We start from the raw sequence: 24024 nt of genomic DNA, 5'->3' as shown, positions 1-24024 counted from the left end.
ATGGATTAAAGCACCTCAGGTGCTAATGACACAATTTTCATAAACTGCTTGTCACGGAGTTCACGTGCTACAGGACCGAAGACACGGGTACCTCTCATTTCACCAGCAGCGTTAAGCAGTACGCAAGCATTTTCATCAAAACGAATGTAAGAACCATCTTGGCGTCTTACTTCTTTTTTGGTTCTCACGACTACAGCGGTAGAAACCTGTCCTTTTTTCACACTTCCGGTAGGAGTTGCTTCCTTGATAGTCACAACGATTTTATCTCCTACAGAGGCATAACGGCGTTTGGTTCCTCCAAGCACACGGATGGTCAATACTTCTTTGGCTCCTGTGTTATCGGCTACTTTTAATCTTGATTCTTGTTGTACCATAATTACTTCGCTCTTTCTATGATTTCTACTAATCGCCAGCACTTAGTCTTGCTCAGTGGGCGGGTTTCCATAATGCGCACGGTGTCTCCGATATTGCAGTCATTTTTTTCATCGTGTGCTACAAACTTTTTAGTTTGCAATACGAATTTTCCGTACATAGGGTGTTTTACACGTTTTACGACTGATACCACAATGGATTTTTCCATTTTGTTGCTGGTAACAACCCCTATTCTTTCTTTTCTTAAATTTCTCTTTTCCATATTAAAGCCACAATGATTATTGTAATTCTCTACGGGTTAACTCACTTGCTACACGTGCAATATCGCGACGGAGGCTGCGAATAGTAAGTGGATTTTCTATTGGAGAAATGGCATGCGCCATTTTTAATTCCGAATGGGTTTTCTTAAGTTCGGTGAGCTTTTGTTCAAGCTCAGCGACTGATAAATCTTTAACTTCTGACTGTTTCATTGTTAATAAAATTACTCTTGATAATCTCTCGCTACAACGAACTTAGTAGTTACGGGTAACTTCTGAGCGGCAAGGCGAAGGGCTTCTTTGGCAACTTCCAAAGGTACGCCACCTACTTCAAATAGGATACGTCCTGGCTTTACCACAGCCACCCAGTACTCAACAGCTCCTTTACCCTTACCCATACGTACTTCCAAAGGCTTTTTGGTAATAGGCTTATCTGGGAATATTTTGATCCAAAGCTGTCCTTCACGTTTCATATAACGGGTAGCGGCCACACGGGCTGACTCAATCTGGCGAGCAGTGATAAAAGCGGATTCTAGGGACTTGATGCCGAATGTACCATTAGAAAGCTGATGCCCTCTTTGGGATACCCCCTTCATGCGTCCTTTCTGATCCTTACGATATTTTGTTCTTTTTGGTTGTAACATTGCTTACTGATTTTAAAATATTATTTTTTTCGGCGAGCACGTTTTGCATCGGAGTTTCCTTCTTTGGAAGCGGAAGAACCACCACTGAGGTTTTTCTTGGTCATTCCTACCAGCGGAGAAAGCTCTCTTTTACCATATACTTCACCTTTCATAATCCATACCTTGATACCCATACGTCCGTAAGTGGTGTGAGCCTCGTCGGTAGCATAGTCAATATCGGCACGGAAGGTAGAGAGAGGAATACGTCCTTCCTTGTAGCTCTCGTTGCGCGCCATTTCGGCACCGTTGAGACGGCCAGATATTTGGATTTTGATACCTTCGGCATTCATACGCATAGTAGCGGCGATAGCCATTTTGATAGCACGGCGGTAAGAGATACGATTCTCGATTTGGCGTGCGATGCTGGCAGCTACAAGTGGCGCATCAAGTTCTGGTCTTTTAATCTCAAAGATATTAATTTGAATATCTTTGCCTGTAATTTTTTTAAGTTCTTCTTTGAGCTTGTCTACCTCTTGGCCACCCTTTCCGATAATGCTACCAGGTCGGGAGGTAGTGATAGTAACGGTTACAAGTTTCAAAGTTCTTTCAATAATTACACGAGAAACACTAGCTTTAGACAAACGAGTATGCACATATTTTCTGATTTTGTCATCCTCAGCCAATTTGTCTCCGTAGTCATTTCCTCCGTACCAGTTGGATTCCCATCCTCTGATAATTCCAAGGCGATTCCCTATTGGATTTGTTTTTTGTCCCATACTTTTTATCTTAGCTTTCAGTGTTATTTTTAGCTCCTAATACGATGGTTACGTGGTTGGAACGTTTGCGAATTCTGTGTGCTCTTCCTTGAGGGGCTGGGCGAAGTCTTTTGAGCATCGCACCGCCATCTACGCGGATTTCTTTAACGAATACTTGGGCTGCTTCTACATCAGCACCTTCGTTCTTTGATTTCCAGTTTTCAATAGCTGAAAGTAATAACTTGTGCAAAGATGAAGCTGCATCCTTTTGGTTGAACTTCAAGATAGCCAAGGCTTTCTCTACTGCTACACCGCGTACAAGGTCAGCCACAAGGCGCATTTTACGGGGTGATGTAGGACAGTTATTCAATTTTGCAAAAGCCACATTTCGTTTCGCTTCTTTAATCTCTATTGCTTTTTCTCTTTTACGAACTCCCATAGCTTTTATTTTTTACCTTTATTTTTTGCACCTGCGTGTCCTCTGAAGGAACGAGTTGGGGCAAATTCTCCTAATTTGTGTCCTACCATGTTTTCGGTTACATATACAGGAACGAATTGTTTTCCGTTGTGTACTGCGATGGTTTCTCCTACGAAGTCAGGAGTAATCATAGATGCTCTTGACCATGTTTTGATCACGGTTTTCTTTCCTGTTTCCTTATTTTGGAGAACCTTTTTTCTCCAAGGCGTAATGAACATAAGGACCTTTTTTTAATGAACGAGCCATATCTTACTTATTTCTTTCTACGTTCTACAATATACTTATTACTTGCCTTGGTTTTAGAACGAGTTCTGTAACCTTTGGCAGGGATACCTTTACGTGAGCGTGGATGACCTCCTGAAGCGCGTCCTTCACCACCACCCATGGGGTGATCTACTGGGTTCATTACCACGGCACGAGTACGAGGACGACGTCCGAGCCAGCGTGAGCGACCTGCTTTTCCTGAAAGGACGAGCTGGTGATCGGAGTTAGATACTGCTCCAATAGTAGCAAGACATGTGAGCAGGATCATGCGTGTCTCTCCTGAAGGCATTTTCACAGTGGCGTACTTACCTTCTTTGGCCATAAGCTGAGCAAAAGTACCTGCTGAGCGAGCGATATTGGCTCCTTGTCCAGGACGAAGCTCGATGCTATTGATTACGGTTCCAAGCGGAATTTGAGAAAGTGGCATCGCATTTCCGATTTCAGGAGCGGCTGTCTCTCCTGATACGATTACCTGACCTACTTTCAAGCCTGCTGGTGCGATGATGTATCGCTTTTCTCCATCGGTATATTCTACCAAGGCGATAAAGGCTGTTCTGTTTGGGTCGTACTCAATAGAAACTACAGTGGCTTCTACACCGAACTTGTTTCTTTTGAAATCGATAATACGATACTTTTTCTTATGACCACCACCTATGTAGCGCATGGTCATCTTCCCTTGATTGTTTCTACCCCCGGTCTTTTTTAACGGAACGAGCAAGCTCTTTTCCGGCTTATCAGTGGTGATCGCATCGTAATTATTCACCACTCTAAAACGCTGACCTGGAGTCGTGGGTTTTAATTTTCTTACTGACATACAGTCTTTTAAATTGTGTTATAAAAATCGATTGTTTCTCCTTCTTTTACACTCACTACCGCTTTCTTCACTGCGTTGGTCTGGCTGAGTTGTAGGCCATTCTTGGTGTAACGAACCGAACGCTTAGGGGCATAATTGAGTGTGTGTACCTTCTCTACAGTAACGCCATAGGCTGCCTCTACTGCTTTTTTGATCTGAATCTTATTCGCCTTCTTATCTACTGAAAAAGTATAGCGGTTTTTGTCCTCAGCATCCTTGGTAGCTTTCTCTGTAAGGATTGGTTTTATCAATATACTCATAATCTTACTTTGTTAAATTTGATTGAATAACCTCCACGGCACCCTCTAACAATACTACACTTGTTGCATTAGCAATATCGTAAGTGTTTAGCTCAGAAGCTGTTACAGTATTTACGGTAGGTATATTGCGAGAGGACAAATATACATTTTTATTTGTATCTGTCAATACAAAAAGTGATTTTTTATCTTGGATACCAAGGGCTGCCAAAATCTGTGTAAAGTCTTTAGTTTTAGGAGCCTGAAGATTGAAATCTTCTACAACGATAATGGCTCCTTGTTGTGCTTTTTGGCTCAAGATAGAGCGACGAGCAAGACGTTTTACTTTTTTGTTCAGCTTTTGAGTGTAATCCTTAGGACGAGGACCGAAGATACGACCTCCACCTACGAATACTGGAGACTTCACGCTACCTGCACGAGCTGTACCTGTTCCTTTTTGTTTCTTAATCTTGCGGGTACTTCCTGCCACTTCGTTACGTTCTTTGGACTTGTGAGTACCTTGGCGTTTGTTAGCCAAGTATTGTTTGATGTCCAAATAAATAGTGTGGTTATTAGGTGTAATCCCGAAAACAGCCTCGGAAAGGGTCACCTTTCTTCCTGTTTCTTTTCCTTGTATGTTTAATACTGCTACTTCCATTATTTGTGAATCGTTACGTAAGCATTTTTGTGTCCTGGAACACATCCTTTTAGGATAAGGAGGTTCTTTTCAGCGACTACTTTTAACACTTTCAAGTTTTGTACTGTTACTTTTTCAGCTCCCATACGTCCTGCCATACGCATTCCTTTGAATACACGTGATGGATAAGAAGACGCTCCTACAGAACCTGGTGCTCTAAGGCGGTTATGCTGACCGTGAGTGGATTGTCCTACCCCGCCAAATCCATGACGGCGAACTACACCTTGGAAACCTTTCCCTTTGGAAGTTCCTGTTACATCCACAAATTCACCTTCTACAAAATAATCAGCGGCTATCACGTCGCCTAATTTGTAAGTGCTCTCAAATCCTTGGAACTCGACAAGTTTCTTTTTAGGAGTTACACCCGCTTTGGCAAAATGTCCTGCCGCAGCCTTGGAAGTGTGCTTCTCTTTTTTGTCATCGAAACCAAGTTGAAGAGCTTCATACCCGTCAACCTCTTTGGTTCTGACTTGGGTAACTACGCATGGCCCTGCTTCTATGATGGTACATGGGACATTCTTCCCATTTTCGTCAAAAATGCTGGTCATGCCTACTTTCTTTCCGATTAACCCAGACATATTAAAATATTTAATTTGATTTACTTTTTTTATCACAACAAAATCAAGGGGAACTCCTGTAGAACACTGCCCTACAGGGTACTCCTGACTTTATAATTTGATATTCAGGGTCAAGTATTCCAACCCTGAATATCAATAGTTTTACCGTTTTTCCCTCACGCTATTGTTTTGGGACAAGTCAAGCAAAACTTCCGCTTTGCTTTTATCATACTTTGATTTCTACTTCCACTCCACTTGGCAATTCGAGCTTCATTAGGGCATCAATAGTCTTTGGTGAAGAACTGTAGATGTCTAACAAACGCTTGTAAGAGCTTAGCTGAAACTGTTCTCTAGCTTTCTTGTTCACGTGTGGAGAACGAAGTACAGTAAAGAGCTTCTTGTGAGTAGGTAGTGGAATAGGTCCTACTACTCCTGCTCCTGTTGATTTTACTGTCTTTACGATTTTTTCAGCAGACTTATCTACCAAGTTATGGTCGTATGATTTTAATTTTATTCTGATTTTCTGACTCATTTCTTTTACAAATTAATTACCTCTTGCTTTTTTAATCACTTCTTCTGAGATGTTAGAAGGTGTTTCTGCATAGTGTGAGAACTCCATAGTAGAAGTTGCACGACCTGAAGAAAGGGTTCTAAGAGTTGTTACATAACCGAACATTTCAGAAAGTGGTACATTGGCTTTGATTACCTTAGCGCCATTTCTGTCGCCCATGTCATTTACCTGACCACGACGACGGTTAAGGTCTCCTACGATGTCCCCCATGTTCTCTTCTGGAGTGATTACCTCTAGCTTCATGATAGGCTCCATAAGTACGGCTTTGGCAGCACGAGCGGCTTCCTTGTAACCCAACTTAGCAGCCAATTCAAATGACAAGGAGTCGGAATCCACAGGGTGGAAAGAACCATCCTTAAGGGTAATCTTCATCGCATCCATTTCAAATCCAGCCAAAGGCCCGTTCTTCATCGCTTCTTTGAATCCTTTTTCTATAGAAGGGATATACTCTTTCGGAATGTTACCTCCCTTGATTTCGTTGATGAATTCCAAACCAGCTTTTCCTTCTTCAGCAGGTTCCATAGTAAAGACGATATCGGCGAACTTACCACGACCCCCTGTTTGTTTCTTGTACACTTCACGGTGGTCAGCCTTACCTGTAATGGCTTCCTTGTACTCTACTTGTGGTTCTCCTTGGTTTACTTCTACCTTAAACTCGCGTTTGAGACGGTCTACGATGATATCCAAGTGAAGCTCACCCATACCAGAGATGATAGTCTGTCCAGAGGCTTGGTCTGTTTTTACTTGGAAGGTAGGGTCTTCTTCGGCGAGTTTAGCCAAGGCCATACCGAGTTTATCTACGTCAGCCTTAGTCTTAGGCTCTACAGCAATACCAATCACTGGATCTGGGAACACCATACTTTCTAGTACGATAGGATATTTTTCATCACAAAGGGTATCCCCTGTTTTGATATCCTTGAAACCTACCGCAGCTCCGATATCTCCTGCTTCAATGTATTCGATAGGGTTCTGCTTGTTAGCATGCATTTGGTAGATACGAGAGATACGTTCTTTGCTTTCGGAACGTGTATTAAGCACGTAAGAACCTGCATCCAAGTGTCCAGAATATACGCGGAAGAATGCCAAGCGACCTACATAAGGGTCTGTTGCAATCTTAAAGGCCAACGCAGCGAAAGGTGCATCTACAGCTGGCTTACGAAGTGCTGGTTCCCCAGTATCAGGGTTAGTTCCTTCGATAGCTTCCTTATCCAATGGAGAAGGTAAGTAGCGGCATACTGCGTCGAGCATGAACTGTACTCCTTTGTTTTTGAAAGACGAACCGCAGGTCATTGGAATAATAGCCATGTCCATTACGGCAGCACGGAGCGCTTTGTGGATTTCTTCTTCGGAGATAGAGTCCTCATCTTCCATGAATTTTTCCAAAAGGCCTTCGTCGTAACCGGCTACTTCCTCGATGAGTTGTGCACGGTACTTAGCTACATCGGCTTTCATATCTTCAGGGATATCTACTACGTCAAAAGTAGCCCCTTGTGTTTCGTCATGCCATACGATAGCGCGGTTTTTGATAAGGTCAACTACCCCTTTGAAGTCAGCTTCTTCACCGATAGGCAATACGATAGGCACTGCATTGGATTTGAGCATGTCCTTCACTTGTTGGCATACTTTAAGGAAGTCAGAACCTTGTCTGTCCATCTTGTTCACAAAGCCCATACGAGGCACTTTGTAGTTATCGGCAAGGCGCCAGTTGGTTTCAGACTGAGGTTCTACCCCATCAACGGCAGAGAAGAGGAACACCAACCCGTCCAATACACGGAGGGAGCGGTTCACTTCCACGGTGAAATCCACGTGGCCTGGGGTATCTATAATGTTGAAATGGTATTCCTGTGCATCAGCAGTAGGTTTTCCATTTTCAGTTGGGAAGTTCCACTTACATGTAGTAGCAGCCGATTGGATTGTGATCCCACGTTCTGCCTCTTGCTCCATCCAGTCCATGGTAGAAGCTCCATCGTGTACTTCCCCTATTTTATGCGTTTTACCTGTATAGAAAAGGATACGCTCAGTGGTAGTAGTCTTACCAGCATCAATGTGTGCTGCGATACCAATATTTCTTGTATATTTTAAATCTCTACTCATACTACCTCACAAATTAAAATCTAAAGTGGGAGAATGCCTTGTTGGCCTCTGCCATCTTATGTGTATCCATTTTTTTCTTAACAGCAGCCCCTTCTTCTTTAGCTGCGGAGAGGATTTCTCCTGCCAATTTTTGCGCCATAGATTTTTCATTTCTCTTGCGCGCATATCCGATAAGCCATTTCATAGCCATAGACACTTTACGGTCTGGACGGATTTGCATAGGGATTTGGAAAGTAGCACCTCCTACACGGCGAGAGCGTACTTCCACATGAGGCATCACATTGGAGAGGGCATCTTTCCACACTTCCAAGGCTGTTTTCTCATCATTATTCTTCTTTTGTTCTACGATATCAATTGCATCATAGAAAATCTTAAAAGCCACTGACTTTTTACCATCCCACATCAGGTTATTTACAAAGCGCGTAACCAATTGGTCATTATACTTTGCATCTGGTAAAAGAGGTCTTTTTTTAGCTTGTCTCTTTCTCATTTGGTTGTTTTAGACGGTTTTAAAAATTTACTTTTTCTTTCCTTTTGCTGGTGCTGCAGCAGCTTGTCCTGGTTTAGGGCGTTTGGCTCCATACTTAGAGCGTCTTTGGGTTCTTCCATTTACCCCAGCAGTATCCAGTGCACCACGTACGATGTGGTAACGTACCCCTGGTAAATCTTTTACTCTTCCGCCTCTTACCAATACTATCGAGTGCTCTTGGAGGTTGTGTCCTTCTCCTGGGATATACGCATTGACCTCATTACCATTAGTTAAGCGAACACGCGCTACTTTACGCATTGCAGAGTTCGGTTTCTTAGGGGTAGTGGTGTACACACGTGTACATACGCCACGACGTTGGGGACATGAATCCAAAGCAGCCGATTTACTCTTCTTGGCTATTTTAGCTCTTCCTTTTCGTACTAATTGTGAAATTGTTGGCATTTATAAAATATTTTTTTAAGCGAGGGCAAAGATACAAACTTTTTACTAACTGACAAAACGTAAGACATTTATTTTCAACAACCCTTACTTGCTAACGCAGTGATTCTTACGACTTTTCGTCTTCACAAAATGTGTAATTATAAGATTATCAGCGTTTTATATTATCTATACAAAATACTTCAAAAAGAAAAATTTTCTTGAAAAAAGTTATTAACAGGGTAATGAAAGTATTAGCCTATGAGGTTGCAACCTTTCTCCTTCCGAGGTTGCAACCTTATTGCGTTAAAGTCAGAAAATTGATTCCTCAATTATCAATGCGAATCAATAGTTAAAAATATCTGTATAATCTTATTCGTTAAAACGCAATAAATTGCGTCTCTACGGATAACTACGCTCATCAGGAGTTGTCTTAGCCAGCGTTAGGGTAGAGACGCAATTTATTGCGTCTTAAAAAGTTAGCAAATAATATTTTAACTATTGATTCAAATTATCAAATTAAAACACTCTTATTGGCAATACTTTTTTAGGGCTATTCTTCTCTCCTACATGTACTCTGCCATCGGAGGGAGTGAAAGAAACATAATAGGCCTCATAATACCCTTTTTGGGTAGAACTCCAGTATTCGGCGGCGGGAAGTTGCAGTACCTCTCGGTTATGTGCAATATGGGATAGCTCCATCATGCTGGGAATAAACCAGTCGTCCTTGCCCATAGCACGGAAATGATGCCTTACATAGTAGCTGGCGGAGGTATCAGAACAGTCGTTGGCTATCAGTGCGGTATTGTCACGACCCGTACCAAAGGCAGCGCTGGTACTCTCTTGTGATAGCCCACAGCCCCAAGGATAAGCCTCCGCAGGCAGATCGGCCGTTGCTGGAATCAGGTAGCCATGTAGCTGGTCTGGTACAAAGCCTTCGTCTGAAGGGGTAAAGAGATAAGCCACAACACCACCCTGATACACATCGCCCACACTGAGCATAGGAGTGGTTAGCGACTGAGGATCTGAGTATGTGGTGCCACGTTCATTGGTAGCAAAGGCAGCTACATAATAGGTCGTATTGCGTTCCAGCTGAGTCAGTTCCATAGGGAAACTGCCCAAGATATTTCCGCTGAGTGATACCTGACCGGTATTGTTTTCCAAAGTAGGGTTGGTATGGTGTTGGCTATAAACAAAACCATACTGGAGAATTTTACCGCCCCCATTGGAGGTGATATTCCCAGTGAGTTTTACCTTAGTAGAGAAGGTCTCACCTTGTGCAAAGGAAGAGAGTGCAGGCAAAGAGACATTTTGGGTATGGAGCGTAAGAGGTTCGCTATAGGAGGTGCCTCGCTCATTGGTCGCAAAAGCTCGTACATAATAGCGTGTATCCACCGAAAGTCCTCTTAGGGTAGCCGAGAAGTTACCTTCGCCACTGCCTACCTCCACCAAATGGTCGTTTAAAGTGGGCTGAGACTGACTGCTGCTATAGACAAAGCCACGACGGGAGATACTACCGCCCCCATCCTGCCTTACCAAGGCCGTAAGGGCTATCTCATTCACCGAAGGAATCGCATAGATTATCTGTAAAGCGGAGGGTGTACCTATATCCTCGGTAGTAAAGGTAGCTACCTCCTCACTATAGGCTATACCCAATTGGTTTTTGGCATACGCTCTTACATAGTACTGTGTAAGAGCGGTTAGCCCCTGTACCGTAGCAAAGAAATTGCCCACTCCGCCCTGAAGTATTACCACTTGGGCTGCCTCTTGGGTGAGGTGTTCACTGAAGGTGTCATAGACAAAACCACGCTCGGTAACCACTCCTCCATCGGAGGCTGAGCCAACCGTCGCATAGAGAGAGACTGAATGCTGTTGCAAGTCCTTATAGGTTACAAAGTGTACCCCTTCAGGCGCCTGAGTAGGCAGCGTATGCAGCAGCAACTGTTCACTATAGACAGTACCTGCGGCATTGGTTACAAAAGCACGCAAGAAATAACGCTTGGCTGGGGCAAGGTCGGTGAGTTCGTGGAAGAATTTCCTTTCGGAGGTGTTGGTGCCTAATACCTTGGTAGCTCCATTCTCCAAGGAAGGCATATCCTGGCGATCACTATAGACAAAACCTGTCTGGTAAGTGGCTGCCCCGCCTATATGGGCTACTTTGGCCTTGACAAGGGCGGAGGTATTGGTGACATTGGCAGGAGCCTCCATCTCTACCCCTAAGGCAGGCTGTTCCCTTGAGGTGTTGAACTTAAGCACCTCGCCCACTGCCCTCCCCTTTTGGGTCATCACATAGGCGCGAACATAATAGGGCGTGTTGGCTACAAAGGTCTGTACGGATAGGGAAAAGGTCTCATTCCTATAAGAAGGGGTTGTTTTGGACACTACCCCATCGGCAGGCGAGGGTTGTTGATTGACTGTAGAATAATAGAAACCATATTCGGTTACAGGGTAACCCCCTGTATCGGGTATTGCTCCCTTGAAGGTGATTTGGTAGTCCTGCACCTCTGGTTGCAGTGTGGTGACAGTAGCAGCTGTTCCCTTGAGGGTGGTAAATGATTGTATATCTGCCAAGGCTGTTCCCTGTCCGTTGGTGGCAAAGGCTTGGTAGTAATAGGTGGTTTCGGGGATCAGGTGCTTGAGCTGTACTGTATAGCTTCCTGTTCCGAAAGAGGGATCGGTGGCTACTCGACGCTCTCCCACATTGGCCAAGGCCTCCTTGGAAGTGGCATAGTAGAACCCTCTTTTGCTGACCATGCTATTATAATCCTGTACAAGAGTGATACTCAGGGTAGCAGAACTCTTGGTTACTTCTGTTTCTTTTTGGTCTTTGAAAGCAGGAGCAAATACCTGCTTGAAGTTATAGTTTTCCTTGCTGCAAGCCACACAGACAAGCAGACATAATAGATATTTTTTCATAATTGTTCAGTTGTTAGCCGTTAGTGGTTAGTGATTAGTGGCTGACCACTGACTACTGATCACTGACCACTGTTTAAGGTTTATCGTAATTCCAAAAGTATATTCGGGGGCGTATAGTCGCTCAGTAAAGGCAATATAGGACATACCTCCCACTACATTGATGAGTTTGTTCAAGCGAAAGGTAGCTCCCCAATAACCAGGGATATAGCTCTTTCGCTCCAGAGTCTGCTCGTGGGCATATTCATTGACAAAAGGATAGCGGTGCCAGCCTATACCTCCGCCTACATTAAGATAAGCCCAATGAGTCAGCCTTAGAGATGCTCCGCCTACAAACTCGGTTTTGTTGGCTGGAAAGTCCTCGCGAGCATATTGTTCCAACTTGGAAGCCCTTCTAAGGGAGGAGCGGAAGTTTAGAAAAGCGCCTATACGCTTATCACTTCCCCCCAATTCGCCTCGGATACCAAAGGGTGCAATAGTACCGCCCTCATAGCCCACTGAGAAGAACCGCCCCCAGTAGGCTGCACGCTCCGCACGCCGAGCCTCCCTATCCTGAGCTGCGTCCTGCTGCTGGGCAAGGGCAGGTAAGACGCTGAGTAGCAATAAAGTAAAAATATATAGTTTCATCACGTCACTAATTTTATAGATAGTATCGACAAAAGTATAAAAAACTTTTGAAAAAAATCACAATACTTCGAAAATTAACACCCTATACTAGCTCATCAGTTCATTTGCTTATTTGCTTATTAATTCCTATCTTTGCAGCTGTAAAATTCTAAAACATAAAGATATGAGTTTCTTTAGACATCTTTTAAATCTGCACGACGGAGAGGAAAAAAAAGAGAAAGTAATAGAAGATATTATCAGTAATATTTCCTTTCGTGGAGCCAACTTATGGATTCTGGCTTGTGCCATTCTCATTGCCTCTATTGGACTGAATGTCAATTCTACGGCAGTAATTATCGGAGCTATGCTCATCTCTCCCCTTATGGGTCCTATTGTGGGAGCAGGATTTGCCTTAGCTACCTATGACTTCGATCTGCTTAAGAAGACCGGACGCAGCCTACTGATAGCCACTTTTGTCAGCCTATTGGTATCCTTTATTTACTTCTACATCAGCCCGTTCAAGGACGCCCAATCAGAACTGCTGGCACGTACCTCCCCCACTATCTATGATGTACTGATTGCCTTCTTCGGCGGTGTGGTAGGAGCCATCTCCCTTACCCGACAGGAAAAAGGGAACCCTATCCCAGGGGTAGCCATCGCCACTGCCCTTATGCCTCCCCTCTGTACCGCGGGCTTCGGCTTGGCAACAGGTAATTTAAGCTATTTCTTAGGCGCTTTCTACCTCTATAGCATCAACTGTTTCTTTATTGGAATCGCTACTTTCCTGATTATCAAATCCCTGAAATATACACCTAAGAATACAGGCAATGAAAAACTCAACCAACGCCTGCGCTATGTGATTACTTCCTTGGTGATACTCATTACCACCCCCAGCCTTTACTTAGCTTATACCCTCTTTCAGGAAAAGCGTTTCCATGAAAATGTTGCCCACTATATCACCGCCGAGTTTGAAAACAATGGCTATACAATCATCTACAAACGTATCCGCTACAATGCCTCTCCTAAAACAATTGAATTGGCTTTCTTAGATAAGAAATTCAGCGACGAAGAGGAGAAAAACCTACAAAACAACCTCAGAAAATTCAATATCTCCAATACAGAGCTTATTATCCGCCAAAAAGAATCGGATATAAGTCAGGAAATACTCTCTGAAATCAACAAAAATAAGGCTTCCCTCTCCAACAAAGACATAAAAATCAAACAGCTTACTGAGGAGTTGGAAAAGTACAAAATAGAAGATATCGATTTTGCCAAGGAAGTGAAGATCCTCTTCCCTAATATAAAGGATTTCTCGTTTGGTCGCTTAAATAGCTTTGCTTCTGATAGCCTTTCCACCACTACTCTGATGCTCTATACCCCTATCAGGGAACAAGTCAAGGGCAAGGAAGTGGATAAAGAGGTAGATATAGAACGCCTCCAACAATGGCTTGCTCAAAAGTTTACCGACAGGCATATCAAGATTATCAAGGAGTAAGCCCCTCTATAACCCTAAGGAGCGCCTCCACTTGGCTATCCTCCGTTGCCCACGAGGTGATGAGCCTAATAGCCGTATGCTCGGCATCTACCTTTTGCCATAGATAGAAATCAAAATCAGCAGAAAGTTGTGCTATCTGTCGCTGTGTAAGTATAGGAAACAACTGATTGGTACAAGTATCGGAGAGAAAGCCGATGCCTTTGGCTACAAAGGCCTCATTGATACGCTTCATCTGAGTATTAGCCACTCGCCCCAATTCCTCATAGAGGTTGTTCTGAAAAAGAGTAAGAAATTGTAACCCCAGTAGCCTTCCCTTGGCAAGCAAGGCACCTTTCTGCTTGATATAAAAGCTAAAGTAATCAGCCAAGGCTGCTTGGTTGAACACAATCGCCTCCCCTAAGAGTGCACCACATTTGGTAGCTCCTATATAGAAAATATCAGTATAACGGGCGAGGTCTTCCCAGCCAATATCATTCCCTTCGGCACTAAGTGCTTGAGCGAGGCGTGCTCCGTCCATATAGAGCAACAGCCCCAACTCCTGACAGCACTGCCAAATAGCTTTTAGCTCTGCCAAGCTATATAACGTTCCTATTTCGGTAGTCTGGGTGATATACACCAAGCGAGGTTGTACCTGATGAGGCACATTGGTATAGCGCGAAGCATAATCCCTGATCTGCTCAGGGGAGAGTTTTCCATTGTCCGAAGGTGCCAAGTGGATCTTGTGCCCTACCGCCTCTATGGCGCCTGTCTCATGGTCAGCTATATGTGCGCTTTGGCAGGCGATGATACTCTCATGAGGGCGCAATATATGTCCCAAGACCAACAAGTTGGCTTGTGTTCCCCCACTGACAAAGAAGATTTCAGCCTGAGGATTTCCAATACGCTCCCTGATAAGTGCTTTGGCTTGCTCGCTATAGTCATCAAGCCCATAACCAGGTTGTTGCTGCCTATTAGTCTGTAAGAGTGCTTCCAAGATAGCAGGGTGAGCACCCTCTGAATAGTCGTTTTTAAAAGAGATTTTCATATTTTTGGGTTATATTTTTTAATCACTGCCTCCAAATAAGGATATACCCTCTCGGTTATACTGGTGATAAACCATCTGGGTGTTTTCATCATAATTGTCATATTACTACCTCTGGAGTACCAAAGACGTATTTTCTCTACCTGCTTCGGGTCTATCTCTCTGATAGTGAAAAAAGTAAGAAAATACAGCTTATCTTTGCATAGTATAAAAAAGGGAAAGTATTTTCTTGGCCAAGATAAGTTCTTCTGTACCTTGAGCAAATACTCAAAATCCTTATCACTCATCTCCTCCAAAAGCAGATGTTGCGCTTTAGCATTTCTCTTCACTACAGCGCTTAGCAAGTAATAGCCCCAAAAGAGAAATATAATAGGAGACAATGCCCAAGAAGCTACCTGTATAAGCATCCAACCTTTCAGAATATCTAAGGCAATAAGATAACCAAGAGGGATTATAAATATAAGGCCAAAGAAAATAGCAAGACCATTACAGATATAGCGCTTATACTTCTCTACTTTCTCCAAATAGCGCTTACGCTCATCACTTATCGCATGATAAGGTATATAACGGGCTACACGCTGTTCAAAGGTATTCTTTCGGAAGGCTACAAAGTAGAGCAGCACTCCCATTAGCGTATAGTGGAAAGCACTTATCAAAAAGAAAATATCTATATCCATTATAAAAATACTAATTCGGGATTATGTTTTTCAATAATAGCTTTAAAATAATAAAATCCTTCCCGAGATAGACCAAGGGTTATTTTTTTAGGAACTTTAAATTGTACAAAAATACCACCCCTACCTGTACTCCAATTTATTTCGGTTATTTGAGCAGGGTCAATTTCTCTAATAGCATAGAAAAGAAAAATGTACAACTGATTGTTACACAATACAAACGGCGGACTATATTTACTGATAAATGGCAAACTATCTTTTACTTTCAGGAGCAGGTCAAAATCGTCATCACTCATTTGTTCCAAAAGCATACGTTGGGCTTTCTCATTGCGCTTCAATACATAATTGATGAGGTAATATACCATAACAATAGGCACAAAAACAAGCAGTATAATCATCTTCATGTCATTAGGAATAGCCATATATACTTTGCTTATTTTCTCATAGTCTCCTTCAAACATTGACAAAATTAGAACTATCAAAGGAAAAGAAAGTATCACCAAAAGCATAATAGTAGCATACTTGTGGTATTTGTGCATCCCTTGCATATAAGCTTCACGCCTTTGTGAGAGATGCCGAGTAGGTCGAAAAAGGGCTAATCGCTCTTCAAAGGCATTCTTACGGACTCTTGTAAAATACAAAAAAATAAGGACATAAAGTAATAAGGGCACAGAGCAAATAACGTAAAACTTGTCCATAGTTACTATAATTGAGATATTGTTTAAATAGGATAATTTCTTGGTTTTTCTGTCTAGTTAATAATTGAATTTGAGTTTTGTATATTGTTCTACAATCTGTAAAAAGAGAGGTAAGGCACTTTTAGATATACTAAAAACGGTAACTTTAGCTTTAGGATCTTTAATACGTACTAAAAACCCATGTTTAGTACTATGCCATTTTACTGAAATGATTTGGGTGGGGTCAATTTCTTTAATTGTATGAAAAATAAAAATTATCTCTTACTTTTAAGTAATTTAAAATCAGTTAATTACTAAAAATTTGATTCAATTATTGTAAAGAATTTTTAGCAATTTCAGTTTGCACTCCCCAATCTATTTCATTTTATAGGACTGTGGAATCATCTGTGACTACTCCATACATTACTTTGTTTTGGAATCCTACGAAATTTTCTCTGTTATTATTTATTTCTTTGCCTTTTCTCACACGATTGTCTCTATTGTAATAATATTTTATCCCAATGCGAGTATAAGGTTTTATATGACCATCATTATTGCTATGCTTCCCCAACCCTTTGCTATTGGCATACCAAATCCACCATAGATGTCAGTTAAAAATCTTCGAGATATAGGGAGCTCATAAGAAACCCAAAATCATGGTGCTACTAAATTTGCTTCAATACCAAATTGTTTTTGCAAATAATTTTCATCTTGTATGTCAGATATTCCAATCTCAAATATTTGCTTATTTGTCACTGAGTATTCTCTATCTGCTATTGATAGTACAATTGCATTTGGGTATAAGGAGCATAAACTAGATGCTATATTTTGCTAAGAATCGCCGTATTTAGCGAAATACTCCTTGATAAGCTTTTCTAATTCCTCAAAAGTGATTTCGAGTTCGCTATCGTTAATGTGAATTCCTTCAAACCCATTCCTTATTTCTTTACTTTTGATTTTGCTCAAGTAGTTTTCAGGGTGTTTGAGTTTGATATGGATGTGTTGTCCATAGTAATCTACTTTTCCTATAGCAGCTATTTCGCTCCAAGGGATTTCACCTACCCATTTACCTAGAGAATTCACATTGCTTTTGAGGTACTCGGGGGTGAGGATAAGCCCTTCGTTCTTCTTGTTCGACCGCCATAATTCTTGTATGTGTTTATAAAAAAGATAAGTTCCTATTATAAAAAGGACTACAAACAGCGCTAGATAGTATAAACTTATTCTATCAGCTGATAGGATAAAGACAATAATAGCAGCAATACCAAGCATTATAAGGATATATAAGCCTGTGAGTTTAAGCATTTTCTTTTTGCTAAACGGGATAATTGTGTGATTCATTTTTTTGTATTTAGTTAATAATAAAATTCTTGATCTGTATATTGTTCAATGATTTGCAAGAAATGAGGGAGTACTTTTTTAGGTAGGGTAAATATTATTTTTTCAGGAGCTTTGAATTCTATAAAAATACCATTTCTACGATAGCTCCAATCTAGATCGGTTATTTGGGTAGGGTCAATTTCTTTGATAGCAAAGAAAATAAAAATGTACAACTTATCGTTGCAAAGCACAAATGGCGGATTATATTTGCTTGTGAACGACAAACTATCTTTAACCTTGAGAAGGAGCTCAAAATCATCATCGCTCATTTGTTCTAAAAGCATATGCTGGGCTTTTTCATTGCGCTTTATTACATAGAAGAGAAGGTAATGCAGTAACAAAACAGGCACATAGACAGTTAGTAGGACCATTTTTATATCATCATAGATTGATATATACAGTTTTCCTGTTTCCTCATATCCTTCTTTGAGCAATATTGCTATAAAAGCACATAGAGGGAGGTATAAAATCACTAAGAGTATGATATTTGCGTACTTGCTGTATTTGCGTACTTGCTGCCTATAGGCGTCCCGTTTTTGGGAGAGCTGGCAGGTAGGGCGGAAGAGAGCTAAGCGCTCTTCAAAGGCATTTTTGCGCACTACTGTAAAGTACAAAAAGACAAGGGTGAGAAGAAAAAAAGGTGCAGAACAAATAATATAAAATGAGTCCATATTATTTATTTTTTTTTAGTCAGTTAATAATTTGAGTTTTGTATACTGTTCAACGATTTGCAAAAAGATAGGCAATGCACTTTTAGATATACTAAGGACGGTAACTTTAGGGTCTCTAATGCGTACTATAAGCCTATGTCTATTACTATACCATTTTACTGAGATGATTTGGGTAGGGTCAATTTCTTTAATTGTATGAAAAAGAAAAATATATAAGTGATTGTTACACAACACAAAAGGTGGGTCATATTTGTAGGGAAAAGATAAATTGTCTCTTAATTTGAGGAGCCGTTCGAAATCGGTATCGCTCATTTGTTCTAAAAGCATGTGTTTGGCTTTTTTACTGCGTTTCTGTATATAAAAAATGATATAATAACACACGAAAAGGGGCAGTAAAGTAGCTAGTAATATCATCAGGTTCTCATTAGAAAATGAAGTATTAGCTTTGCTTATTTCTTGATAGTTTTCTTTGAACAATACATAGACTAAAATGAAGAAAGGCAGTAAAAATAGGGCGAACATTATATGGTTATATTTACTAACCTTCTGCATATAGGCTTCCCGTTTTTGCGATAGCTGGCGGTAAGGGTAAAAAATATCGAGGCGTTTTTCAAACTCATTTTTGCGCACTACTATAAAGTAGAAAAGCGCAAAGAGAAAAAGAAATAAGGGTGCAAACCAGATAATGTAAATTATGTCCATAATTTAATGCTTTACTTTAACATTTCTACTTGAGCATCAGGACTATATCTCTTGATAATCTCCACCAAAATAGAATATACATTCCTATGCATCGCAATTGAAGTAGATTTTGTGGATTTGATATGTACAGTTACATCTCCTGCCCTAAGATAAACAAGACTTACTTTTTTTATCTTCTCAGGATTTATCTCTTGAACGGTAAGGAAAGTAAATAAATACAGCTTATCCTTACAAAGTATAAAAGGAGGAAAGTATTTGAATAAGTATAATTCTTTTTGTACACATAGCAACACCTGAAAATCGCTATCATTCATCTGTTCTAAAAGTGCTTGCTGGTTTTTAATATTTCGTTTAAAAAAACAATATAGTAAATAAATGCCCAAACACTCTATTACCATTAGAAAAATTATAAGAAGAAAAATCATAGGAACACCTACATCAGGTAGCAGAAACGCACACATAATCATTAAGGGAATGCCCATAAATAAGCCTATGATTAGGCTCACTTTTTTGATATATCGCTTTGCTCCTCTAATATATTCCTGTCGTTCGGGGGTGAGGAGGCGGGGAGTATGATAGGCTAAGCGTTTTTCGAAATTACTTTTGTACTGGACAATGAAATATACAGAAATACATACAAGAGCTAAAACGAGAATGATTGTGGTATTCATAGTTGAATGAAAAAAATTAGGATTTATCTTTATCCTTCAATAGTAGCATCTTCCAGCTGGCCGCTAAGGTTGCCATACACCGTAATAGCGTGCCCCCAGAACATATCGTCATCATCAAAATAGATGCAGAAACGCTTATTGTCAAATAAAACTAACTCTGTTATACACATACGCTCAGCAAAGCGTTCGGGGGTAATCTCAGGGGCAGTAGCATCTTCTCCTTTTTGCCATTTGTTAGCTAAATCAGTGAGCTTTCCTGCAGCAAAGGCTTTGAGCTGTTCTATCCACACTTTGAATTTGACAAGGGCTGTTTGCCTAAAAAGATTTAGAAGTTCTTTTAGTTTTTCAATACCATTGGTATGAACATTTAGTGAAAGACCCTCTTCTACCTCTTCATAATGCATTCCTCCTTCAAAATGCCCATATATTTTATTTAACTCCAGTGAAAAATCATCGTCTTCATAGGTTACCTCTGTATTGTATTCTTCTAAGATAGCCTCAAAACGAGGCTCTATTACGTCTTCCTCTAATATTTCAACCAGCATAAATGTGTGCTGAAAAACTTCAGCAGCATTTCCAGGTTTTTGAGGACGTACTTTTAGGCGGAAAGCCTTTTGTGCCTCAAAGAAATATTTCCAATTATTATCGGGTACTAGCCATTCTATGCGAGCGTTTTTATAAAAAAGCTCATTAGTAGCTACATCTATATAAGCCAAAGGGTCATTAGAAGGTACCCAAGCTCCCTGATAATAACTTGCTCCATCAGTACGTGTTTCTATAAGAGCTATGATTTCCTTTTCTTCGGGGAGGAACTTATCAGAGAATTTTTGTACAATTTCTGGATTCATTTTATTATAACAATTTATAACTTGCTATGTTAGTTAATTCTATTACGCACTGCCATGCGTTTTTTGGTAGTGAAGAAAGGTTTTGTATTATGTTTTAAGCTGATATTTATATAAAAGAGTTGTTAGATACAAATAGAAATTTGTATTCATATAGATATAGGTTTTCTTGGTATGTGTGATAACAACCCTATCCCCCCCATTATATTTTCTTGGGTATAATTTTTCAATAAGCAAAGGACGAATGCTGATATTTCTAATTGTAGCAATAGGTATTTCAATAATATGTAAAAACTTAAAAAGATACAATTTTCCTTTGCACACTACAAAAGGAGGGGTATAATTTTGAAATATATTGATCCTTCTTATCTCATTGAAACACTGAAAATCTTCGTCACTCATTTGTTCTAAAAGCATTTGCTGAGCACAGGTAGTTTTATTAGCCATAAAGTATAACCAATAGAAAAGTATACCCAAGTAAGGCAAAAATGAAATAACGGCATACAAGAGCAAAACAGAGAGTATATGGTATCTCTCTGTATTTTCTTGCTGAAAGACATTAAAGTCTATACACAATACCACAAATAGGAAGGATACAACTATAAAGACCCCTATTATTACTCCAAGAATGCAACGTACAAAACGCTTGCGCTTTTCTAAGTAAGTTTCTCTCTCTAAAGGAAGAGCTGATTTTGGCATATAAGAATCCAAACGCTTTTCAAAAGTGTTTTTAGTACCTTCTAAATAGCGTTTTACTATATAAAAGACAACTCCTCCAATAGAAAAGAAAACAAACCAAAAAATGGTTGATTGTGACATGGCTAACTCACTACGTTGATAATCCTATTAGGCACTACAATAACCTTTTTAGGAGCTTTGCCTTGCAGTTGTTCTGCCGTTTGAGGGTCAGCAAGGATGGCCTTCTCTATCTCAGCAATTGGCATATCGGTAGGGAAAGCACGCTTGAAGCGTACTTTGCCATTGAACGATACAGGGTATTCCTTGCTCTCTTCCTGCAAATATTGGTCATCATGAGTAGGATAAGGTGCATAAGTGATACTCTGGGTATGCCCCAAGTGTTTCCAAAGTTCCTCCGCTATATGAGGGGCAAAAGGAGCTATCAGTATGGCCACGGGTTCCAAAATAGCCTTGTGGTGACACTTGAGAGCAGATAGTTCATTGACACAGATCATAAACTGACTCACAGAGGTATTGAACGAGAAGCTCTGTATATCCTCATTGACTTTCTTAATGGTCTTATGTAGCGCTTTAAGCATCTCAGCCGTTGGGGTTTCATCGGTTACTTGCCAGCTGCTGTCTGAGAAATACAAGCGCCATAGCTTGCGCAAGAAATTGTACACACCCGAAATACCTGCCGTGTTCCAAGGTTTGGCTTGTTCCAAGGGGCCTAAGAACATTTCGTAGAGGCGTAAAGTGTCTGCTCCATATTGCTCACAAATATCATCAGGATTTACTACATTGTATTTGGATTTGGACATCTTTTCTACCTCGCGCCCTGTGATATATTTGCCATCTTCCTCTAAGATAAACTCCGCATCGGCAAACTCTTTGCGCCATGCCTTGAACTTCTCAATATCCAACTCATCAGAAGTGTCTTTTAGCAAAGAAATATCCACATGAATAGGTTGGACGTTCTGGTCTTTAATCTGGCCTTTAGAGACAAAGGTATTGGTGCCTTCTAAGCGATAGACAAAAGCACTCATCCCTAATATCATTCCTTGATTGATCAGTTTTTTGAAAGGCTCTTCAGTAGGAACAAAACCTCTATCCTTAAGGAACTTATTCCAAAAACGTGAGTACAAAAGGTGTCCTGTAGCGTGTTCGCTACCTCCTACATAGAGATCTACATTCTGCCAATAGTCAGTTACGGCTTTGGTAGGGAAGAGGGCACGGTCGCCTTTCTCCATCATATACTCCAACCAATACCACGAAGAGCCTGCCCAACCTGGCATGGTGTTAAGCTCTAATGGGAATATGGTTTGGTTATCAATAAGTTCGTTGCTCACTATCTTATGATTGGCCGTATCCCATGCCCAAGTGGTAGCATTGCCCAATGGGGGATTACCCTCTTCGGTAGGGAGGTATTTCTCTACTTCAGGCAGAAGTATAGGAAGATACTGCTGCTCAATCATCTGTGGCAAACCATCTTTATAATACACTGGGAAAGGTTCGCCCCAATAGCGCTGACGGGAGAAGACCGCATCACGAAGGCGGTAATTCACTTTTGCTTTGCCTGCTCCCTTAGCTTCTAAAGCGGCCAAAACCTTATCAAAAGCCTCCTTGAAGCTGGTACAACCGTCCAATAAATCAGAGTTTTGGTAGGTCATGCCCTCTTTTTCAGTAAAGGCGTTTTCTGAAATATCCTTGTCAAATATATTAATCATCTCAGGCATGCCCTTTGCTCCTTTAAAGTGTTTGGCAAAGGCATGATCGCGTTCGTCCCCCGCAGGTACGGCCATCACAGCTCCTGTACCATAGCTGGCCAGTACATAGTCTCCTATCCAGATAGGCACCCTCTTTGCTGTGAGTGGGTGCACCGCATAAGCACCCGTAAAGGCACCCGATACGGTCTTGGTATCGGCCATACGATCACGCTCTGAACGTTTGGCAGTAGCAGCGATGTAGGCTTCTACCTCAGCGCGTTGTTCCTCAGTAGTAATTTGCAATACTAAGGGGTGCTCAGGGGCAAGTGTAAGGTAAGTAACGCCGAAGAGGGTATCGGGGCGGGTAGTGAAGACCTCGACTTTGTGCTCGCCTCCGGCGAGCACAAAGTCGATAGAGGCTCCTACTGACTTCCCTATCCAGTTGCGTTGGCTTTCCTTGATACTCTCACTCCAGTCTATGGTGTCTAATCCCTGCAAAAGTCGGTCAGCATAAGCGGTAATACGCATGCTCCACTGGGTCATCTTCTTGCGAATCACAGGGTGACCTCCACGTTCGGAGACGCCATTGACTACCTCGTCATTGGCCAAGACGGTACCCAAGGCAGGACACCAATTCACTTCAGTTTCAGCTAAGTAAGTCAAACGGTACTTGAGTAAAATACGCTGCTTCTCGGCCTCAGAAAAGGCTTTCCACTGCTCGGCGGTAAAGGTTGGGGTATCGTCATCGCAAGGAGCATCAACCCCTGCATTACCGCCTTTCTCAAAGAGGGCAATGAGGGTCTCTATAGGTTCTGCCTTGTCGGTAGCACGGTTATACCACGAATTGAAGAGTTGAATAAATATCCACTGGGTATGGCGATAGTAGGCGGGGTCGGAGGTCTTCACCTCACGGCTCCAGTCAAACGAAAAACCTATCTTGTCCAACTGCTCCCGATAGCGAGCAATATTCTGTGCCGTGGTCAGGGCAGGGTGTTGCCCTGTCTGGATGGCGTACTGCTCAGCAGGTAGGCCAAAGCTGTCGTACCCTTGGGGATGCAATACATTGAAGCCTTGGTGGCGCTTATAGCGTGCCACAATGTCACTGGCTATATAGCCCAGCGGGTGTCCTACGTGTAAGCCCGCCCCAGAAGGGTAAGGAAACATATCAAGTACATAATACTTGGGTTTGCTAAAGTCGTTTACTGACTTATAGGTTTGGTGCTCTGCCCAATAAGCCTGCCAATAGGCTTCTATTTCTTTGTGATTATAGGTCATAGATATTTAGGTATTAGATGTTAGGTATTAGGGTACAAAGATAGTG

27 protein-coding genes and 1 pseudogene are annotated in these 24024 nt (G+C 41.5%); 1 reads left to right on the top strand and 27 read right to left on the bottom strand.

Translation table 11 applies throughout. The features are described from left to right. Nucleotides 1-5: 5 nt before the first annotated feature. The 17 genes and pseudogenes from rplN to HMPREF9331_RS10535 form a co-directional block, all read right to left on the bottom strand. Entirely contained in the window at nucleotides 6-374 is a 369-nt protein-coding gene (gene rplN / locus HMPREF9331_RS10615; protein WP_009642349.1) for a 50S ribosomal protein L14, read from the bottom strand. Nucleotides 375-376: 2 nt separating this feature from the next. Continuing rightward, nucleotides 377-634 (bottom strand): 30S ribosomal protein S17, encoded by a 258-nt coding sequence (rpsQ, locus tag HMPREF9331_RS10610; RefSeq protein ID WP_009642304.1) that lies wholly within the window; start codon nucleotides 632-634, stop codon nucleotides 377-379. Nucleotides 635-650: 16 nt separating this feature from the next. Next, nucleotides 651-842, bottom strand: a complete 192-nt coding sequence (rpmC, locus tag HMPREF9331_RS10605) for a 50S ribosomal protein L29 (protein ID WP_009642293.1) — start codon at nucleotides 840-842, stop codon at nucleotides 651-653. A gap of 11 nt (nucleotides 843-853) precedes the next feature. Further along, on the bottom strand, nucleotides 854-1273 hold the full coding sequence (gene rplP / locus HMPREF9331_RS10600; protein ID WP_009642299.1) for a 50S ribosomal protein L16: 420 nt from the start codon (nucleotides 1271-1273) through the stop codon (nucleotides 854-856). 20 nt (nucleotides 1274-1293) lie between these two features. Next, nucleotides 1294-2028 (bottom strand): 30S ribosomal protein S3, encoded by a 735-nt coding sequence (rpsC, locus tag HMPREF9331_RS10595; protein ID WP_016420933.1) that lies wholly within the window; start codon nucleotides 2026-2028, stop codon nucleotides 1294-1296. Nucleotides 2029-2038: 10 nt separating this feature from the next. Further along, nucleotides 2039-2446, bottom strand: a complete 408-nt coding sequence (rplV, locus tag HMPREF9331_RS10590) for a 50S ribosomal protein L22 (protein ID WP_009642329.1) — start codon at nucleotides 2444-2446, stop codon at nucleotides 2039-2041. A 5-nt stretch (nucleotides 2447-2451) separates the two neighbouring features. Beyond that, nucleotides 2452-2731 (bottom strand): annotated as a pseudogene (rpsS, locus tag HMPREF9331_RS10585) (30S ribosomal protein S19). Nucleotides 2732-2738: 7 nt separating this feature from the next. Next, nucleotides 2739-3563, bottom strand: a complete 825-nt coding sequence (rplB, locus tag HMPREF9331_RS10580) for a 50S ribosomal protein L2 (protein ID WP_016420931.1) — start codon at nucleotides 3561-3563, stop codon at nucleotides 2739-2741. 8 nt (nucleotides 3564-3571) lie between these two features. Then, nucleotides 3572-3862 (bottom strand): 50S ribosomal protein L23, encoded by a 291-nt coding sequence (gene rplW / locus HMPREF9331_RS10575; RefSeq protein WP_016420930.1) that lies wholly within the window; start codon nucleotides 3860-3862, stop codon nucleotides 3572-3574. Between the two features lie 4 nt (nucleotides 3863-3866). After that, entirely contained in the window at nucleotides 3867-4496 is a 630-nt protein-coding gene (gene rplD, locus HMPREF9331_RS10570) for a 50S ribosomal protein L4 (RefSeq protein WP_009642365.1), read from the bottom strand. Then, entirely contained in the window at nucleotides 4496-5113 is a 618-nt protein-coding gene (rplC, locus tag HMPREF9331_RS10565; protein WP_009642338.1) for a 50S ribosomal protein L3, read from the bottom strand. Before rplC ends, rplD begins: the two co-directional genes overlap by 1 nt. Before the next feature lie 205 nt (nucleotides 5114-5318). Further along, a complete protein-coding gene (gene rpsJ, locus HMPREF9331_RS10560; protein WP_002666495.1) occupies nucleotides 5319-5624 on the bottom strand; it encodes a 30S ribosomal protein S10 in 306 nt (101 codons plus the stop codon). A 12-nt stretch (nucleotides 5625-5636) separates the two neighbouring features. Beyond that, nucleotides 5637-7757, bottom strand: coding sequence for an elongation factor G (gene fusA / locus HMPREF9331_RS10555; RefSeq protein ID WP_016420929.1), 2121 nt, complete (start codon nucleotides 7755-7757; stop codon nucleotides 5637-5639). Between the two features lie 13 nt (nucleotides 7758-7770). Continuing rightward, entirely contained in the window at nucleotides 7771-8247 is a 477-nt protein-coding gene (gene rpsG / locus HMPREF9331_RS10550) for a 30S ribosomal protein S7 (RefSeq protein ID WP_009642347.1), read from the bottom strand. Nucleotides 8248-8274: 27 nt separating this feature from the next. After that, a complete protein-coding gene (rpsL, locus tag HMPREF9331_RS10545; RefSeq protein WP_002666477.1) occupies nucleotides 8275-8688 on the bottom strand; it encodes a 30S ribosomal protein S12 in 414 nt (137 codons plus the stop codon). A gap of 495 nt (nucleotides 8689-9183) precedes the next feature. Next, nucleotides 9184-11580, bottom strand: coding sequence for an Lcl C-terminal domain-containing protein (locus HMPREF9331_RS10540; RefSeq protein WP_016420928.1), 2397 nt, complete (start codon nucleotides 11578-11580; stop codon nucleotides 9184-9186). Between the two features lie 27 nt (nucleotides 11581-11607). Further along, nucleotides 11608-12204, bottom strand: coding sequence for a hypothetical protein (locus HMPREF9331_RS10535; RefSeq protein ID WP_016420927.1), 597 nt, complete (start codon nucleotides 12202-12204; stop codon nucleotides 11608-11610). 163 nt (nucleotides 12205-12367) lie between these two features. On the opposite strand from HMPREF9331_RS10535, the gene HMPREF9331_RS10530 reads away from it, so the two are divergent. Further along, nucleotides 12368-13678, top strand: a complete 1311-nt coding sequence (locus HMPREF9331_RS10530) for a DUF389 domain-containing protein (protein WP_016420926.1) — start codon at nucleotides 12368-12370, stop codon at nucleotides 13676-13678. On the opposite strand, the gene HMPREF9331_RS10525 is transcribed toward HMPREF9331_RS10530, so the two are convergent. The 10 genes from HMPREF9331_RS10525 to leuS form a co-directional block, all read right to left on the bottom strand. Beyond that, nucleotides 13668-14702, bottom strand: a complete 1035-nt coding sequence (locus HMPREF9331_RS10525; RefSeq protein WP_016420925.1) for a threonine aldolase family protein — start codon at nucleotides 14700-14702, stop codon at nucleotides 13668-13670. The two genes, HMPREF9331_RS10530 and HMPREF9331_RS10525, sit on opposite strands and share 11 nt — an antisense overlap. After that, the gene (locus tag HMPREF9331_RS10520; protein ID WP_016420924.1) at nucleotides 14699-15376 is read right to left on the bottom strand and encodes a hypothetical protein; all 678 of its coding nucleotides are present in this window, start codon (nucleotides 15374-15376) and stop codon (nucleotides 14699-14701) included. Before HMPREF9331_RS10520 ends, HMPREF9331_RS10525 begins: the two co-directional genes overlap by 4 nt. After that, the gene (locus tag HMPREF9331_RS13550; RefSeq protein ID WP_016420923.1) at nucleotides 15376-16071 is read right to left on the bottom strand and encodes a hypothetical protein; all 696 of its coding nucleotides are present in this window, start codon (nucleotides 16069-16071) and stop codon (nucleotides 15376-15378) included. The genes HMPREF9331_RS10520 and HMPREF9331_RS13550 overlap by 1 nt, the downstream gene beginning before the upstream one ends. A gap of 810 nt (nucleotides 16072-16881) precedes the next feature. Then, nucleotides 16882-17391 carry an STM3941 family protein gene (locus HMPREF9331_RS10510; protein ID WP_016420922.1) on the bottom strand — a complete coding sequence of 170 codons (510 nt, stop codon included), beginning with the start codon at nucleotides 17389-17391 and terminating at the stop codon, nucleotides 16882-16884. A gap of 14 nt (nucleotides 17392-17405) precedes the next feature. After that, on the bottom strand, nucleotides 17406-18101 hold the full coding sequence (locus HMPREF9331_RS10505; RefSeq protein ID WP_016420921.1) for a hypothetical protein: 696 nt from the start codon (nucleotides 18099-18101) through the stop codon (nucleotides 17406-17408). 15 nt (nucleotides 18102-18116) lie between these two features. After that, nucleotides 18117-18803 carry a hypothetical protein gene (locus HMPREF9331_RS10500; RefSeq protein ID WP_016420920.1) on the bottom strand — a complete coding sequence of 229 codons (687 nt, stop codon included), beginning with the start codon at nucleotides 18801-18803 and terminating at the stop codon, nucleotides 18117-18119. 11 nt (nucleotides 18804-18814) lie between these two features. Beyond that, nucleotides 18815-19474 (bottom strand): hypothetical protein, encoded by a 660-nt coding sequence (locus HMPREF9331_RS10495; protein WP_016420919.1) that lies wholly within the window; start codon nucleotides 19472-19474, stop codon nucleotides 18815-18817. 29 nt (nucleotides 19475-19503) lie between these two features. Continuing rightward, nucleotides 19504-20322 carry a DUF2262 domain-containing protein gene (locus HMPREF9331_RS10490; protein WP_016420918.1) on the bottom strand — a complete coding sequence of 273 codons (819 nt, stop codon included), beginning with the start codon at nucleotides 20320-20322 and terminating at the stop codon, nucleotides 19504-19506. A gap of 87 nt (nucleotides 20323-20409) precedes the next feature. Continuing rightward, nucleotides 20410-21030: a hypothetical protein gene (locus HMPREF9331_RS10485; protein WP_211212268.1), complete on the bottom strand. Its 621-nt coding sequence runs from the start codon at nucleotides 21028-21030 to the stop codon at nucleotides 20410-20412. A gap of 110 nt (nucleotides 21031-21140) precedes the next feature. Further along, nucleotides 21141-23978, bottom strand: coding sequence for a leucine--tRNA ligase (leuS, locus tag HMPREF9331_RS10480; protein WP_016420916.1), 2838 nt, complete (start codon nucleotides 23976-23978; stop codon nucleotides 21141-21143). Between the last annotated feature and the right edge of the window lie 46 nt (nucleotides 23979-24024).

It is taken from the genome of Capnocytophaga granulosa ATCC 51502 (assembly GCF_000411115.1).
GTDB lineage: Bacteria > Bacteroidota > Bacteroidia > Flavobacteriales > Flavobacteriaceae > Capnocytophaga > Capnocytophaga granulosa.
The sequence above is the reverse complement of the archived record's forward strand: the minus strand, read 5'-3'. Positions and strand labels throughout refer to the sequence as shown.